This window comes from Salsuginibacillus halophilus (genome assembly GCF_003014715.1).
Taxonomy (GTDB): domain Bacteria; phylum Bacillota; class Bacilli; order Bacillales; family Marinococcaceae; genus Salsuginibacillus; species Salsuginibacillus halophilus.
Map to the genome: position 1 here is coordinate 83,001 of NZ_PYAV01000004.1, position 14,659 is coordinate 97,659.

Genomic DNA, 14,659 nt, shown 5'->3' on the forward strand with positions numbered 1-14,659 from the left:
AGAGGAGGCACTTAACAATGATTGAAGTCAAACTTAGTGATATCGGCGAAGGGATGCATGAAGCTGAAGTTTTGGATTTCTTAGTGGAACCTGGTGATGTGGTCAAAAACGATGAACCGCTCGTTGAAATTCAAACAGATAAAATGGCGGCTGAAATTTCAGCGCCCGGATCTGGCAAAGTGGCTGAATTTAAAGCCAAAGTTGGCGATGTGATTGAAGTTGGGGACACGATTATCGTCATTGATGACGGCTCCGCTGAAAAAGCGCAGCCTGAGTCTTCATCGTCAGAAAAGAGCGGCGATAATCAAACCGAAAAGCAGGAGGCAAGCTTACAAACATCGACGATGGCTTTTTCAAAAGGCCGGCGGGTGCTCGCTGCACCTTACACGCGTAAAATTGCCCGGGAAAACGATGTGGATATTGAACAAATTCAAGGCAGTGGTCCGGCTGGGCGGGTGACTGAAGAAGATGTATATCAAGCCATGCATCAAGAAAGTGAGACGGCAGCGGCTGTTGAGACTGAAGTGAAGCAGGAGTCAGTAGTGAAAGAGAGCCTGCAGTCAGTAGATGCCGCCCCTTGGCTGAGCACATATTTCACATCAAAGGCAGACATTCAATTGGACCGTTTAGAAACGCTTGGTGTGATTTCCGCCGAAGATCCGGAAGCAACGTTAACAAATGTGGCGGTTTTATTGAAAGCTTTTACCCTTTCAGCCCGCAGACAGCCGTTTCAAAAAGCAGGTGCTTCAAACGAAGCGGTGAACGCTGCGGTGTTAAAAGAAAGTGAACGGCCAGAGAATGTCGCTGTTTTAAAGCATGTGGATCAGTTGTCCGTTCGTGAAACAGCTGAACAATTGAAACGTCTCGCTCCGGAACAGGAAGAGATGAAAGAAAGGCCAGTGTTTACCATGCAGATCCCGGATGCTTTACACAATAATCTCCCAGACCGGACCGGCTATGCTGCAGGCATGATGGTGAACATTCATAAGATCACGAAAAAGCCGGTTGTCGTTGAGGATGAAGTGAAAGTTCGAAGTGTGCTCGAAGTTACTTTCACATATGACAGCCGTGAGGTGGACGCAGCGATGGCACCGGTATTTATTCAAGATGCGGTTCAGCTGCTTGAACATCCGCAGCACTTGTTGATGGAGTTGGTGTAAATGGTAGTTGGCGATTTTGCAGAAGAAAAAGATGTCATTGTGATCGGCGGCGGCCCGGGCGGTTACCATGCAGCGATCCGGGCTGCGCAGCTTGGCCGGGAAGTTACGTTGATTGAATCCAAAGACGTAGGCGGCGCCTGTTTAAATGAAAGCTGTGTACCTTCTAAAGTATATACCGAGGCAGCTTCACAGCTGAAAGCAATGAAGAAAGCACCTCAATACGGCTTGGACGCTGTTTTACCTGAACGTGTGGATTTTTCGCAGCTGCAGGAGAAAAAACATCAAGTGGTCAACGGTTCAGCTAAAGGGGTTCACGACTTACTTAAAAATTATCAAATTGAAGTTGTTGAAGGAAGCGCTTCGTTTTTATCATCCACACAACTCGGAGTCGAGAAAAACGATGCTTTTGAAAAATTTAAATTCGAAAATGCCGTCATCGCAACTGGATCCTCCCGGTATTGGCCGGGTGAAGGGAAGATGTCGACAAACCGGCAATTATGCGGCAGCGAGATTTATCAACTTCATGAGATCCCTGGCGAGTTGTTGATTGTAGGAAGTGACTACATCAGTTTAGAAGTGGCGCACGCTTTTCATGCGCTTGGTACGAACGTAACGCTTTGTATTGAAGAAAAAAATCCGCTAGCTTTTGACACAGCGGTAAATAAAGAATTACTTCGCCTGTTGAAAAAAGAAAAAATCAAAGTACACACCGAGGTTACGATTCAACACGTAAATGAAACAGACACCTCAATTGTTGTGGATTTTCAAAGCAAAAAGGGGGCTGAACAATGGGAGGGCGCCTGCTTTTATCGGCCCGGCATGCCCCGCCCCCGTACAGATACGCTGCATTTAGAAGCAGCAGGTATTGAAGTGGATGAGCAGGGCTTTATTCCAATTAATCAAGCAGTGCAGACGAATCAATCTCATATATTTGCTGTCGGTGATGTTACATCATCTCCAAAATTAGCTGCAATTGCGTTGAAGCAGGGTAAAGTAGCTGGTGAAGTAATCGGGGGTATGAAAAGTGAGTGGGATCCTTTTGCTTACCCGGTGATTTCGCGGACATTTCAGCCGGTTGCTTCAGCCGGGCTTACAAAAGAAGAAGCGTTGCAGGAAGGTTATGCTGTGAAAGAAAGCACATTTCCAATGACCGGGAACGGTTATGCAGCGATTGCTGGCGAAAAAGAAGGGCTCGTGAAAGTTGTGAGTGAAGCAGAAACCGGAGTGCTGCTCGGCTTTCACAGTATCGGTCCTGGTGCTGTTGAAATGATCAGTGCCGCTGTGCAGGTATTAGAGATGGGTGGGAGAGTGGAGGATGCCGCTTATCCGTATTATCCGCATCCAAGCTTTAATGAAGCGTGGATGGAAGCTGTAGAAGGACTAGAGGAGAAAGCGATTCATCTTCGTTAAAAGCCTTCAAATAAGAAAGCGAGGTGATGATGTTGAGTAAACTGCAGAGAAGCTCTTTAACAGTAGAGGGGGTCGAGCGGACGTATGCTTATGTCATCCCTGAAAACTTGAATTTGTCGCAGCCGCGCGCGATTCACTTCAGCTTTCACGGAGCAGGAAGTGATGCAGATTACCATAGCCGGCTGACGAAATTTCATGAGTTAGCTATTGAAGACGGACATGTGGTGGTTTATCCAGAAGCTATACGGACAGATAGAGATGGGAAAGAAGTGAAGCAGTGGCATGATGGGACAAAAAGTAACCGGGCGCGTAAAGCCGGTGTAGATGATGCAGCGTTTGTTTTGGCGCTCATTGAAGTGTTCGCCGAAAAGTTTGCGCTCGACCGTGGACAAATTTATGCCTCTGGTTTTTCCAACGGAGGCGCTTTCAGCTTGCGGCTCGCGGTTGAATATGCGGACACTTTTGCGGCTGTTGGAAGTGTAGGAGCGCTGCTTGCGCATGATACGGCGCAGACAGCCAGTACAAACGCTGCGCCGGCTGTGGTTATCATGGGAGATAAGGATCCGGTTGTTCCTTATGATCACGCTTATGCACGCGCCGGCGTTCAGTACGAAGTAACAGAGATGCTCGGTGCTGAAGCCACAATGACTGGGCTCGTTTCAAACGTGGCTGAAACCGTAGAAAAACGTCTCTCACCGCTTGATTTAACGGACCCTACCAGGGTCATTGCAAAAGAATATTATAATGAAGAAATTCAGCCGGTGGCCTGGCTCTACACGGTGAAAGGCGGCGGGCATACGTGGCCTGGTGGCCCGAAAGTTCAACCCGCATATTTTGGCAGAGTAAGTCAGCAGCTTGAGGCAAGCCGCGTGCTTTGGCAGCAAATGAAACTCTTAAACCGTGAAAGTAAAGTGATGCAGTCATAATGGCTGGGACTCGTTAGGCTGAAACTTGCCAGCTCCTCAGATGCGTGGATCAATAATAAACAGCCCTCACAAAGCGTGAGGGCTCCAGACTGTCGACAAAGTACAAAACCTAAGATTCACGGACGACTTACTGCCCGGAGGTCCGCGGTCTCCCCCCTATTAAGAGGAGAAAACTGGATCATGAACGTAACCTTCACTTCAGACGGACGCTTTCCCGAGGGCTTGGCTTCAGCTAACTTGTTCGATTGATTTCCAATCGAACAAGTGGATCTTCAGCCTGCGCTGAATCCTCTGGGAGTCGCCGTCTTTCGTTTCGGTCACTTGTCAATTTAAAGATCAGTAAGCATTTCCCATGTATATGGTTCGTTGGATTACTCATAAAGCGTCGTTATGAAATGGATTTATGAAATGAATTCATGTAGTTATTACATGATCAAAAGGATCTCTACAATTCATTACCGTCAAATAACACAAGGCTGACAAGCATCGGCGGCGACGCCTACGGGAACAGTACGAGCCGAAAATCCCGCAGGCAGCGGTTTTCTGCCGAGGAAGTTGAGGCCGTACCCGAGGCAAGCGTCCGCCGAAAAGCGACGTCAGCCTTAGCTTTTTCAAGAGTTTGTCTACACGCTGCAGCCCTCACAAAGCGTGAGGGCTGCAGCGTTTGTTTCTATTTATAACGCGCGTGGATGTTATTTTTCTTGTAAGTTGTTCGTTGAAATTCTTCAAGTTCAAAGGAGAGTGCAAAGGGGTGTTTAGCAAAAACGTCAGCAAAGTAATCGGTCATTAAGGCAAATATTTCATCAGAAACTTTCTGCTTTTCCGCCTCTGAGCGACCTTGGCCGATCTTCAGCTTCGCGTGAATGAAGGTATCATCTTCACAGCTTCCATCGGCAACGACATAGTCTTCAAGCTTAATCGCCCGTGAGCGGATGCCCCCAGTAGGAAAGCATCCTTGGGCAATGATCGTTTCATTTACTTGCTGAAGAAAACGGTGCAAGTCAAGATCCTCATTCAAATTATCGGTGTATTCAACTATGAAATGTGGCATCGTCGACTCCTTTCCTTACGCCTTTTGAAAGGTTTGATCACTCGCGATGTAATTTCGCAGACTGCCGATGGATTCAATTTCAGTAATAACTTCATCACCTGGGTGAACGCCGGTAGTTCCTTTAGGTGTGCCTGTTAAAATAATGTCGTTCTCGTTTAACGTCATGAAACTGCTAAAATAAGCAATTAAATCTGAAACGTCGAAAATCATGTCCTTTGTACTGCCTTCTTGAACAGTCTTACCATTGATTTGTGTACGAATCGACAAGTTCATCGGGTCCTTTATATCATCGCGGTCAACAAGCCACGGACCGATCGGGGTGCACGTATCCCGGTTTTTAACGCGCAGGTTCGGCCGGTAGTAGTTTTCAAGATAGTCCCGGATCGCATAGTCGTTTGCGACAGTGTAACCTTTTACGTATTCATAGGCATTTTCTTTTGCAACATCTTTAGCTTCTTTTCCGATCACAACACCGAGTTCGCATTCGTAGTGCATCAGTTCCACTTCTTCCGGTCGTTTCGTAGACGCATTGTGACCGATTAACGTGTTAGGTCCTTTTAAAAATGCGAGTGGCTCTTTTGGTGCTTGAAACGAAAGTTCTGAAGCGTGATCGGCATAATTCAGCCCAAGTGCAAAAATCGTTCTCGGCTCGACAGGGGAGAGCCACGTCACTTCTGTTTCAGTAAAGGTGCGTCCGTCTGGCAGTTGAACACGGCCATCATCGGTGGCACTAGCTTGATGAACAGCACCACCTGCAGCAACAATTGCATGTTTCACGGTTGAGTTCCTCCTTTAATTTAAATCGTTAAGATTCAGACGTTATTGTATTGGTTAAAGAGCCAACCTCCTGCACGTGAACGGTGACTTCATCACCTGCTTGAGCAGTAGGTGCGTTATCAGGCACGCCGACGATCAAGGTGTCACCTGCATAAAACGTCATAAAGGCTGTAATATCAGCGATGAGCTGAGGAATGCTGCGGACGAGGTTGCTCGTTGAATGAGACATCTTTAATTCGCCATTAATATACACATAGATATCAAGGTCGTCAGGGTTGTTGATTTGATCTGCTTGGATAAGCCAAGGGCCTGCTGGACAAAATTTGTCGCGCGCTTTTTCTTTAATCGCCGGCCGGTGCACGCTTTCATGGGGAATACTGAGATCATTGATGACGGTGTAGCCTTTAATGTAATTGAAAGCTTCCTCTTTTGTTACCTGAGTTGCCGTTTCGTTAAAAACAACGCCGAGCGAAGGGCCGGTTTGTAAATACGATTCATGGTTTGGCAACGGAATCGATGCCTTTTCAGCTGTAATCGTATTGATTGGCTTAATGTACATCACCGGTGCTTCAGGTGGTGCTTTATACGGTTCTTGTTCAAATGCATGCTTATAATTTTCTAACGTATCTTTAAAATTTAAAGCAGCGCCGTAAACCGTCCCGCTAATGGGTGCATTGAACGTAACATCATGTTTTTTATAACGATCATTTTGATAAATTAGCTCGTTTTGATCAGGATCTACGTTGACTTGCACAGGTATCTTTGAATCACTGAAATAGGCTTTGCTTTTCATCATAAATTATGCAGCTCCTAACGTACGAGGTAGATTATACTATTAATTATATATGATATTATATATGATTTCTGATACAACTTCAAACGAATTTTCTAAATTTTCAACTGTTAATATGAGTGGTCCTGAGATGATTGAAAAGCTAAACCTAATCAATAGAGGTGTCACAGCTAAAATGACATGTGGGAATAGAAAAAGCTCCCCATGACGTTAAAAAGACTTTAACTGTCTATCTTTAGGGGAGCGTATTAATACCGGTATTTCTAAATGTAAGTCACGAGTTCTTCAAGGGGCAGCCGGCTTTTCTCCCGCGGCGGATCTTCGGCACGGTAGCCAAAAGCTGCCATAACGGATACATCGTAGCGATTAGGATCCATGAGGGAGGTTTCTATCAGCCACTGTCTAACACGGTCATAATCAAACCCTTCAATTGGACAAGAGTCGATGCCGATCTGCGCGGCGGCTGTCATCATGTTGCCGAGAGCAATATACGTTTGTTTTTGCGACCAGTCCAGCAGACGTACCTTATCTGTTAAGATGTTGATCATATCTCCTTGAAACATTTCGTACGCCGGAACCATGTGCTCATCGAACGTCTCCTCTGGCATTCCTTTCACTTCGGTATACATCGATTTAAAATAATCAGAATCAAATCGTACGTCGCGTCTTGAAAGAATAATGACGAAATGGCTGGCGGTTTTCAGCTGCTCGGCTCCCCCTGGGGTCATGTCAATTAAAGCGTCGCGCATGTCTTCATTTTGAATAATGAGAAAGCGCCAAGGCTCTAACCCAACGGAACTTGGCGACAGCCGGCCGGTTTCAAGAATGAACTGAAAATCACTTTCTGAGATTAATTCGTCTGAAGAAAATGCTTTTGTAGCATGACGAAAGTGAAATGCCTTCAAGATTTCTGCTTTTTGTACATCTTTTGTATCCATCGTTTCACCCCTTACGTGTTGTTCCATGATCTATCGTAGGTGAGCTGGATTCATGCAGCAACAATAACGACTCGAGCATTCCTCTATAACGTAAACGACCCCCACCTCAATGTGATCAGGTGGGGGTTGCGAATATGAATAATGAAAAAAACGGGACTGGCTTTTAAGACGATAAAAACCGAAAAATGAACGTGACCTTCACTTCAGACGGACGCTTTCCCGAGGGCTTGGCTTCAGCTAACTTGTTCGAATTGATTTCCATTCGAACAAGTGGATCTTCAGCCTGCGCTTCATCCTCTGGGAGTCGCCGTCTTTCGTTTCGGTCACTTGTCAATTTAAAGATCAGTAAGCATTTTTCATGTATATGGTTCGTTGCATTACTCATAAAGCGTCGTTATGAAATGGATTTATGAAATGAATTCATGTAGTTATTGCTTGATAAAAAGGATCTCTACAATTCATGACCAGCAAATGACGCAAGGCTGACAAGCATCGGCGGCGACGCCTACGGGAACAGTACGAGCCGAAAATCCCACAGGCAGCGGTTGTCTGCCGAGGAAGTTGAGGAGGTACAAGAGGCTAAGAAGACACGGTGCGATCAAGCGTTAGCGCAGATCAAACCGATGTCGCACTTGTGCCCTCCGGGTGCAAGCGTCCGCCGAAAAGCGACGTCAGCCTTCGCTTTTCTTTAAAGTTTGTCGATAGTTTGAAACGGATTTAGTCAGTTAATTGCGTTTTTTTGTAAGCTTCAAGCGTGTTTAACTTATGCTTACGGGTATGTTCTTCAATCTCCTGGGTTGAGGCACCTGCTTCTAAAAGTGAAACGAGCTTTGCGTGCTCTTCAATTGAAGCTGGTGCACGCATCGGAAATAATGTAAATGCAGTGTGACGCACCGTATCGAGCCTGGCCCATGACTCTTTAATATCCGTAATCAGCAGTTGGTTCGGGCAGAGGTCGTAAATGAGAAAGTGAAACTGTTTGTTCAACGCACTAAGGGTTTGAAAGTCATATTCACTTAAAGCGGTCTGCATCGCTTCATTTAAACGCTTGAGTTCCCCGATGTCTTTTTCAGTCATATGCGAGGCACTCAGTGCAGTGGCATAGCCTTCTAACACGGCTAAAAGCTCCAGGGTCTGCATATATATTTTTTCATCAATCGAATGAACGACAGGACCTGTATTTGGTTTATACTCAATCAGTTTGTCTGCCTCTAAGCGGCGGATCGCTTCACGGACAGGGATGACACTTGAACCGACCTCCTTTGCAATTTGATCGAGTATAATTCTTTGTCCGGCAGCGTATGTGCCATCAAGAATACGGCTTTTAATGACATCGTAAGCATGTTTGGTTTTATTGATTTTTTCGTTTGTCATACAAAACATTATATATGAATTCATATATGTTCACAATGCACTCCGGTACAACCGCCCAGGGGGGTGTTGGCTGGTTATGAAAAGCATTTAGTCTAGTTCATTTTAATATCAAGTCACTTCAAAACGCTGAAGCAGCTGTTCGGCTGCTTTCGTTAAATATTGATCTTTTTTCCATATGAAACCGAGATCTGCTTCAAACGCAATGTCTTCTAGGTGGAAGGAGCGAATGTTTGGGTAAGCAAAACCTGCAAGCGAAGCCTTTGGTATAATCGTCGCGCCCACCCCGGCATTTACCAATGATAAAAGCATCGAAGCATCCGGGCACTCACAAATAATGTTCGGCTTAAATCCGTGACGTTCACATTCCTGCACAATTAACTCAAACTGTCCAGCGCCGCTCACACGGTGTAAAAGCATTAAAGGGGTATTCTTTAATTCACTTAAAGATAAGGTATGCCGATCCTCAGCGGTACTTTCCCACGAGGCTGGAATTACAGCAACATACGGTTCTGAAGGAAGGGGCAGCATCGAAAACTTGGTGGTATCTGCAGGCAGACGGACAAGAGCCAGCTCAATTTCACGTTGTAACAACATTTCAGACAGCGTATAAGTATCACCTTCGCGCAGCTGATAAGTAAGGTTTGGGTGATTTTCCCGGAGTGCAAGCAGCTGCGGCGGCAGGTGGGAAAAGCAGGATTTATTTGAGCCGATAGAGAGCTTACCGCGGATCCCTTCGCTTGTTTCTTTCACTTCAGTGATCGTATCCTCCAAATCTTCAAGCAGCCCTTTAGCCCGCTCGTATAGCACCTCACCTACCGGAGTTAACACCATTTTTCGTTCATCTTTTTCAAACAATGTACAATTAAAAGATTCTTCAAGCCGTTTCAGCTGCTGACTTAGCGGCGGCTGCGCCATGTGCAGTTTCTTTGCAGCCTTGGTCACTTGTCCCTCTTCCGCAACGGTACAAAAATAACGCATTTGTTTGAAGTCCATTTTTGACCTCCTGACTATGTATATCAAAAATATATACAATAGATACTTTTTTAATATTTTTAATATATTATAGCCCGTGCTATATTTGAGTTGCAAATAATTCAGACAATTTAATAATTTTTCGTATTTTTTATTACGCTTAAAAGAAAGCGCTATCAAAAGGAGGATAAGGATATGAGTTCGAACAGCGTGTCGGTTGTGAATCAAACGAGAGAAGAAGTGAAAAATGCTGTGAAAGACATTCAGCTTTATATTGATGGTCAATTTGTAAATGCAAAAAGCCATGATCCTTTCGTAAACTATGACCCTTTTAAAAATGAGGAAATTAATCAGGTGGCGCACGGAGGAAAAGAAGACATTGATCAAGCGGTAGCTGCGGCTCGTAAAGCCTTTAAAGGTGAGTGGGGGCGCATGCCATTAAAAGAGCGGTTAAGCTATATTCATAAAATTGCAGATCTTGTAGATGAGCATATTGAAGAAATCGCACCGCTTGAGTCATTTGATACAGGGCTGCCGATCAGTCAAACGCGCAAGATGGTTGCCCGGGCGGCAAATAACTTTCGTTTCTATGCGGAGATGGTTTCCTCCCGCCTTGTCGGTGAAGTGTATCCAGTTGATGATGAATTCATTAACTACACGGTGTATAACCCGGTGGGTGTTGCTGGTTTAATCACACCGTGGAATGCGCCGTTTATGTTGGAGACGTGGAAAATCGCACCGGCCCTTGCCACAGGAAACACGGTCGTTTTAAAGCCGGCAGAATGGTCGCCGCTTACAGCGAACCGTCTAGCAGAAATTATTGATAAGGCAGGGCTTCCGGATGGGGTGTTTAACGTCGTTCACGGTCACGGTGAAACCGCAGGTGCCTCCCTGGTCGCTCACCCGGATGTAGAGTTGATTTCATTCACGGGTGAAACAAAAACTGGTTCGGAAATCATGAAAAACGGTGCCGACTCCTTAAAAGACTTTTCGATGGAACTCGGCGGAAAATCACCAATCATCGTGTTTGATGATGCGGATGTAGAACGGGCACTCGATGCTTGCACGTGGGGGATCTTCTCCTTTAACGGTGAGAGATGTACAGCCAACTCCCGCTTGTATGTTCATGAAAACATTGCAGAGGAGTTTATCGCCGCGTTGAAAGAACGGGTCGCAAATATTGTGGTTGGAGATCCGATGAATGACAACACACAGGTAGGTCCGCTCATTCATCGTGAACACTATGAGAATGTGCAAAGCTATTTGAAGCTGGCTGAACAAGAAGGCTGTGAGGTCGTAAGCGGACATGTCCCAGAAGGATGTAGCTCTGGAAACTTTATTGCGCCGACAGTGCTTCTGCACGCGAATAATCAAATGCAGGTCGTGCAGGAAGAAATCTTCGGTCCGGTGCTTGCTGCGATGACGTTCACAAATGAAGAAGAAGTGATTGAAAAAGCAAACGATGTCAAATACGGTCTCGCCGGTTATGTGTGGACAAATGATATTAAACGCGGTCACCGCGTGGCGCAGGCGGTAGAAAGCGGTATGTTGTGGGTGAATTCTCAGAATGTACGCGATCTACGTACACCGTTTGGCGGATCAAAGCATAGCGGTATCGGGCGTGAAGGCGGTCATTATGCGTTTGAATTTTATACCGAGCCGAAAATCATCCACGTTGCTATGAGTGACCACTATATCCCGCAGTTTGGCAAGAAATAATCCATCAATCGAAGAGGAGGAATTCTTATGCCTGCAAAGACAGGAACAGAATACAAAGAGCGTCTCCGTCAGGCGCAGAACAATGTTTATATTCACGGTGAGCGTGTCGATGATCCAACAACGCACCCAGCGTTTAAAAATGTCATTGATTCGATGGCTGATCTATATGATTTGCAGTATGAAAAGCCTGAAAAGATGCTTTACACATCGCCGACGACCGGCCAAAAAGTTGGCATGACGTTCATGCAGCCAAAAACGATTGAGGACCTTGTGAAGCGTCGTGAAGCAATTCAAGAGTGGGCAAAGACCTCCGGTGGTATGATGGGGCGTTCGCCGGATTATTTGAACTCAGAAGTTATGGCGATGGGGATTGCCAATGATCTCTTTGCTGAAGATGATCCGATGTTTGCTGAAAACGCGAGAAAATACTACGAGTACGCCCGTGAAAATGATATTAGCCTCACCCATACGTTAATTCACCCGCAGGTAAACCGGGCAAAAGCGCAGGCACAGCAGGACGACGCGAATGTGGCGCTGCATCTGAAAGAAAAGCGTGAAGACGGTATTATTGTCGATGGTGTGCGGCTGCTTGCAACTCAAGGTGGTATTACGGATGAAATTCTCGTTTTCCCGTCCACGGTTAAGCCGGCTGGAGAAGAAGACGATCCGTATTCCCTCGCTTTTGTTGTACCAAATAATGCACCTGGCTTAAAGTATATCAGCCGCGAAGCGTTTGATTACGGACGCAGCGAGTGGGACCACCCAATGAGTAGTCGTTTTGAAGAGGGAGATGCTGTTGTTCATTTTGACAACGTATTTGTACCTTGGGATAAAGTCTTTATTTGCGGCAACTCCTCCATCTGTAACCGCACGTTCCGGGAGACAAATGCTGTGGTGCACATGTCCCATCAAGTTGTGGCTAAAAATGTCGTAAAAACGGAATTCATGCTCGGCATTATCTTAAACTTGATGGATTCCATCGGTATTGATCAGTTCCAGCACGTTAAAGACAAAGGCACTGAAGTGATGCTGATGCTTGAAACGATGAAATCCCACCTATATCGTGCGGAACAGAACGCACAGCTTGATAAGTGGGGAACGATGACACCGGATTATGAGGCTTTAGATGCTGCGCGTAACTGGTATCCGCGTGTATACCCGCGGATTGTTGAAATTCTTCGTATTCTCGGTGCTTCCGGCTTGATGGGCATACCAACAGAGGCTGATTTTGCCCATGAAGAAATCGGTCCGATCATTAACCGTGGTCTGCAGGCGAAAAACTTGGAAGGTTACGAGCGGGTTAAGTTGTTCCGTCTTGCCTGGGATGTGACAATGAGTGCCTTCGGTTCAAGGCAGATGCATTATGAGTACTATTTCTTCGGGGATCCGATTAAGATGGGGATGACGTATTTTGATAACTATGAGAAACAGCCTTACAAAGATTTTGTAAACGATTTTCTTGATCAAGTGCAGGGAAGCTACGATTTAACGCTTTCTTAACATAAAACAAGGGGGCAGTACTTCATGGATTTCAATATTATTCGGGCAGGGCGCACCATTCTCCACGTGACGGATCTGGAAAAATCGAGAGCATTTTACGATGCGCTCGGTTTTATTGAAACAGCATCTGATCATGAAAATATTTTTTATCGCAGCATTGAGGATCACACCCATCACTGCTTGTGGTTAAAGAAGAAAGAAGAACCTGCGGTGGAAGCGGTCAGTTACAAAGTGACTTCAGAAGCGGATTTAGATCAACTCGAAGCGCATTTTAAAAAGCAAGGCTTAAGAACAATATGGATGGAAAAAGGTTCACAGCCGGCGATTGGACGCACTTTACGCGTGCAGGATGTTTCAGGGCTTCCGGTGGAGTTTTTCGCAGAGATAGAAAAAGCAGAACGTATGCTGCAGAAATTTCACCTTCATAAAGGGGCAAAAGTGCAGCGAATCGACCACTTCAACTGTATGGTACCAGATGTGGGGAAAGCATACGACGATTACATGAACAATCTCGGCTTTTCCTGCTCAGAGTACACAGCAAACGAAGAGGAGCAGGTCTGGGCCGCGTGGCTGCACCGAAAGCCAAGTGTGCATGATGTTGCGTTTATGAACGGTAAGGGGCCGCGGCTGCATCACATCGGTTTCTGGTTGAAAGATCCGCTTTCGCTCATCGATGCATGCGATGTGCTTGCATCAATGGGGCTTGGCGCAAATATTGAACGAGGTCCCGGCCGCCACGGCCTCTCCAATGCGTTTTTCTTGTATTTAAGAGATCCGGATGGCCACCGGATTGAGCTTTACAACGGGGACTACTTAACAAGTGACCCTGATTTTGAGCCTGTCCGCTGGGATTTGGATGATCCGATGCGTCAAACATTCTGGGGCCACGAAGCGCCTGACAGCTGGTTTAACGAAGCGTCTCGCGTCCTGGATATTGAAACAGGTGCCCAAATTGCACTTGAAGAGCCGAAGCTTGAGAAGAAGAAGCCGACATTTGTCATCTAAGAACGGTGGACATTAAAAACAAAACGACGGAGAGAGTTCTGCACAATCTATCGGCAAAGTACAAAACCAAAAATTCACGCACAGCTTACTGCTCTGAGCTCCGCGGGCTGTTGTATTAAGAGGATAAAATCGCACAATGAACGTAACCAAAACTACCGACGGACGCTTTCCCGAGAGCTGCGCTTCATCCTCTGGGAGTCGCCGTCTTTCGGTTCGGTTACTTTTATATTCGTATATGGTTCGTTGGATTATTCATAAAGCGTCGTTATGAAATTGATTTGTGTAGGTATTACTTGATCAAAAGGATCACCACCATTCATGACCATCAAATAACGAAAGGCTAACGAGCATCGACAGCGATGCCACCAGGAAAAGCGCGAGCCGAAACTCCTGCAGGCAGTGGTTGTCTACCGAGGAAGTTGAGTCCGTAACCGAGGCAAGCGTCCGCCGAAAAGCGGTATAAGAGTTCGTTTTTTCAAAAGTTTGTTTATATGCTGAGCGGAGCGTTATGTTCCGCTTGTTTCCGATTAGAACGCATAATGATTGATTAAAGGAGGTTCTCATCATGGAAGACAGGTTATTTCGAACAGCGATGGGTAAATTTGCAACAGGTGTAACTGTTATTACAACTGAAGTAGACGGCGAAGTTTATGGCATGACCGCAAATGCATTTATGTCTGTCTCGATGGACCCAAAGCTTGTATTAATTTCAGTTGCAAACAAAGCAAAAATGCTGAGCTGGGTTCAAGAATCAGGCGAATACTGTGTAAACATTTTGTCTCAAGATCAGCAGGAGGTATCTATGCAGTTTGCGGGTCAGCTGCGCGAAGGTATTGAAGTCAATTTTGAGGATTTTGAAGGTCAACCGGCAATTGCTGATTCCATTGTAACGATCCCGTGTAAAGTCTATCAAACGCACGAAGCAGGCGATCACACATTATTTGTTGGTGAAGTGCAGAATATTAAACTCGAAGATGGCGAGCCGCTCTTGTACTTTGAAGGCGGATATAAAGAGTTTAAAGCTTGATTTATTG

13 protein-coding genes are annotated in these 14,659 nt (G+C 45.8%); 7 read left to right on the forward strand and 6 right to left on the reverse strand.

Features of this window, described 5'->3' with window-relative positions:
- Nucleotides 1-17 precede the first annotated feature (17 nt).
- The 3 genes from B0H94_RS04370 to B0H94_RS04380 are packed head-to-tail and all read left to right on the forward strand — an operon-like array spanning nucleotide 18 to nucleotide 3,496.
- A complete protein-coding gene (locus tag B0H94_RS04370; RefSeq protein ID WP_106588036.1) occupies nucleotides 18-1,160 on the forward strand; it encodes a biotin/lipoyl-containing protein in 1,143 nt (380 codons plus the stop codon).
- Nucleotides 1,161-2,570 (forward strand): dihydrolipoyl dehydrogenase family protein, encoded by a 1,410-nt coding sequence (locus B0H94_RS04375; protein ID WP_106588037.1) that lies wholly within the window; start codon nucleotides 1,161-1,163, stop codon nucleotides 2,568-2,570. It begins immediately after the preceding gene.
- 32 nt (nucleotides 2,571-2,602) lie between these two features.
- Entirely contained in the window at nucleotides 2,603-3,496 is an 894-nt protein-coding gene (locus tag B0H94_RS04380; protein ID WP_181315251.1) for a CE1 family esterase, read from the forward strand.
- A gap of 670 nt (nucleotides 3,497-4,166) precedes the next feature.
- Here the strand turns inward: B0H94_RS04380 and B0H94_RS04385 are convergent.
- The 6 genes from B0H94_RS04385 to B0H94_RS04410 all read right to left on the reverse strand — a co-directional run bounded on the left by B0H94_RS04385 (nucleotide 4,167) and on the right by B0H94_RS04410 (nucleotide 9,422).
- Complete coding sequence (locus B0H94_RS04385; RefSeq protein ID WP_106588039.1) at nucleotides 4,167-4,547, reverse strand: 5-carboxymethyl-2-hydroxymuconate Delta-isomerase; 381 nt, start codon at nucleotides 4,545-4,547, stop codon at nucleotides 4,167-4,169.
- A 15-nt stretch (nucleotides 4,548-4,562) separates the two neighbouring features.
- Nucleotides 4,563-5,324 (reverse strand): fumarylacetoacetate hydrolase family protein, encoded by a 762-nt coding sequence (locus B0H94_RS04390; protein ID WP_106588040.1) that lies wholly within the window; start codon nucleotides 5,322-5,324, stop codon nucleotides 4,563-4,565.
- A 28-nt stretch (nucleotides 5,325-5,352) separates the two neighbouring features.
- A complete protein-coding gene (locus B0H94_RS04395; protein ID WP_106588041.1) occupies nucleotides 5,353-6,120 on the reverse strand; it encodes a fumarylacetoacetate hydrolase family protein in 768 nt (255 codons plus the stop codon).
- A gap of 260 nt (nucleotides 6,121-6,380) precedes the next feature.
- Nucleotides 6,381-7,055, reverse strand: coding sequence for an NAD(P)H-dependent oxidoreductase (locus B0H94_RS04400; protein ID WP_106588042.1), 675 nt, complete (start codon nucleotides 7,053-7,055; stop codon nucleotides 6,381-6,383).
- A gap of 717 nt (nucleotides 7,056-7,772) precedes the next feature.
- Nucleotides 7,773-8,429 (reverse strand): GntR family transcriptional regulator, encoded by a 657-nt coding sequence (locus tag B0H94_RS04405; RefSeq protein WP_106588187.1) that lies wholly within the window; start codon nucleotides 8,427-8,429, stop codon nucleotides 7,773-7,775.
- 108 nt (nucleotides 8,430-8,537) lie between these two features.
- The gene (locus B0H94_RS04410; RefSeq protein WP_106588043.1) at nucleotides 8,538-9,422 is read right to left on the reverse strand and encodes a LysR family transcriptional regulator; all 885 of its coding nucleotides are present in this window, start codon (nucleotides 9,420-9,422) and stop codon (nucleotides 8,538-8,540) included.
- 174 nt (nucleotides 9,423-9,596) lie between these two features.
- Here B0H94_RS04410 and hpaE point away from each other — a divergent pair, with 174 nt between their 5' ends.
- From hpaE to B0H94_RS04430, 4 genes are all read left to right on the forward strand, one after another.
- Nucleotides 9,597-11,120: a 5-carboxymethyl-2-hydroxymuconate semialdehyde dehydrogenase gene (hpaE, locus tag B0H94_RS04415; RefSeq protein ID WP_106588044.1), complete on the forward strand. Its 1,524-nt coding sequence runs from the start codon at nucleotides 9,597-9,599 to the stop codon at nucleotides 11,118-11,120.
- A 27-nt stretch (nucleotides 11,121-11,147) separates the two neighbouring features.
- Nucleotides 11,148-12,620 carry a 4-hydroxyphenylacetate 3-monooxygenase, oxygenase component gene (hpaB, locus tag B0H94_RS04420; protein ID WP_106588045.1) on the forward strand — a complete coding sequence of 491 codons (1,473 nt, stop codon included), beginning with the start codon at nucleotides 11,148-11,150 and terminating at the stop codon, nucleotides 12,618-12,620.
- 24 nt (nucleotides 12,621-12,644) lie between these two features.
- Nucleotides 12,645-13,625 carry a 3,4-dihydroxyphenylacetate 2,3-dioxygenase gene (gene hpaD / locus B0H94_RS04425; protein ID WP_106588046.1) on the forward strand — a complete coding sequence of 327 codons (981 nt, stop codon included), beginning with the start codon at nucleotides 12,645-12,647 and terminating at the stop codon, nucleotides 13,623-13,625.
- A 565-nt stretch (nucleotides 13,626-14,190) separates the two neighbouring features.
- Nucleotides 14,191-14,652, forward strand: a complete 462-nt coding sequence (locus B0H94_RS04430; protein ID WP_106588047.1) for a flavin reductase family protein — start codon at nucleotides 14,191-14,193, stop codon at nucleotides 14,650-14,652.
- Nucleotides 14,653-14,659 lie beyond the last annotated feature (7 nt).

Coding starts and splice junctions, on each gene's coding strand:
- B0H94_RS04375 (WP_106588037.1), top strand. CDS start 1,161: ATGGTAGTTGGCGATTTTGCAGAAGAAAAAGATGTCATTGTGATCGGC.
- B0H94_RS04410 (WP_106588043.1), bottom strand. CDS start 9,422: ATGGACTTCAAACAAATGCGTTATTTTTGTACCGTTGCGGAAGAGGGA.
- B0H94_RS04400 (WP_106588042.1), bottom strand. CDS start 7,055: ATGGATACAAAAGATGTACAAAAAGCAGAAATCTTGAAGGCATTTCAC.
- B0H94_RS04405 (WP_106588187.1), bottom strand. CDS start 8,429: ATGACAAACGAAAAAATCAATAAAACCAAACATGCTTACGATGTCATT.
- B0H94_RS04385 (WP_106588039.1), bottom strand. CDS start 4,547: ATGCCACATTTCATAGTTGAATACACCGATAATTTGAATGAGGATCTT.
- B0H94_RS04395 (WP_106588041.1), bottom strand. CDS start 6,120: ATGATGAAAAGCAAAGCCTATTTCAGTGATTCAAAGATACCTGTGCAA.
- hpaB (WP_106588045.1), top strand. CDS start 11,148: ATGCCTGCAAAGACAGGAACAGAATACAAAGAGCGTCTCCGTCAGGCG.
- B0H94_RS04370 (WP_106588036.1), top strand. CDS start 18: ATGATTGAAGTCAAACTTAGTGATATCGGCGAAGGGATGCATGAAGCT.
- hpaE (WP_106588044.1), top strand. CDS start 9,597: ATGAGTTCGAACAGCGTGTCGGTTGTGAATCAAACGAGAGAAGAAGTG.
- B0H94_RS04430 (WP_106588047.1), top strand. CDS start 14,191: ATGGAAGACAGGTTATTTCGAACAGCGATGGGTAAATTTGCAACAGGT.
- hpaD (WP_106588046.1), top strand. CDS start 12,645: ATGGATTTCAATATTATTCGGGCAGGGCGCACCATTCTCCACGTGACG.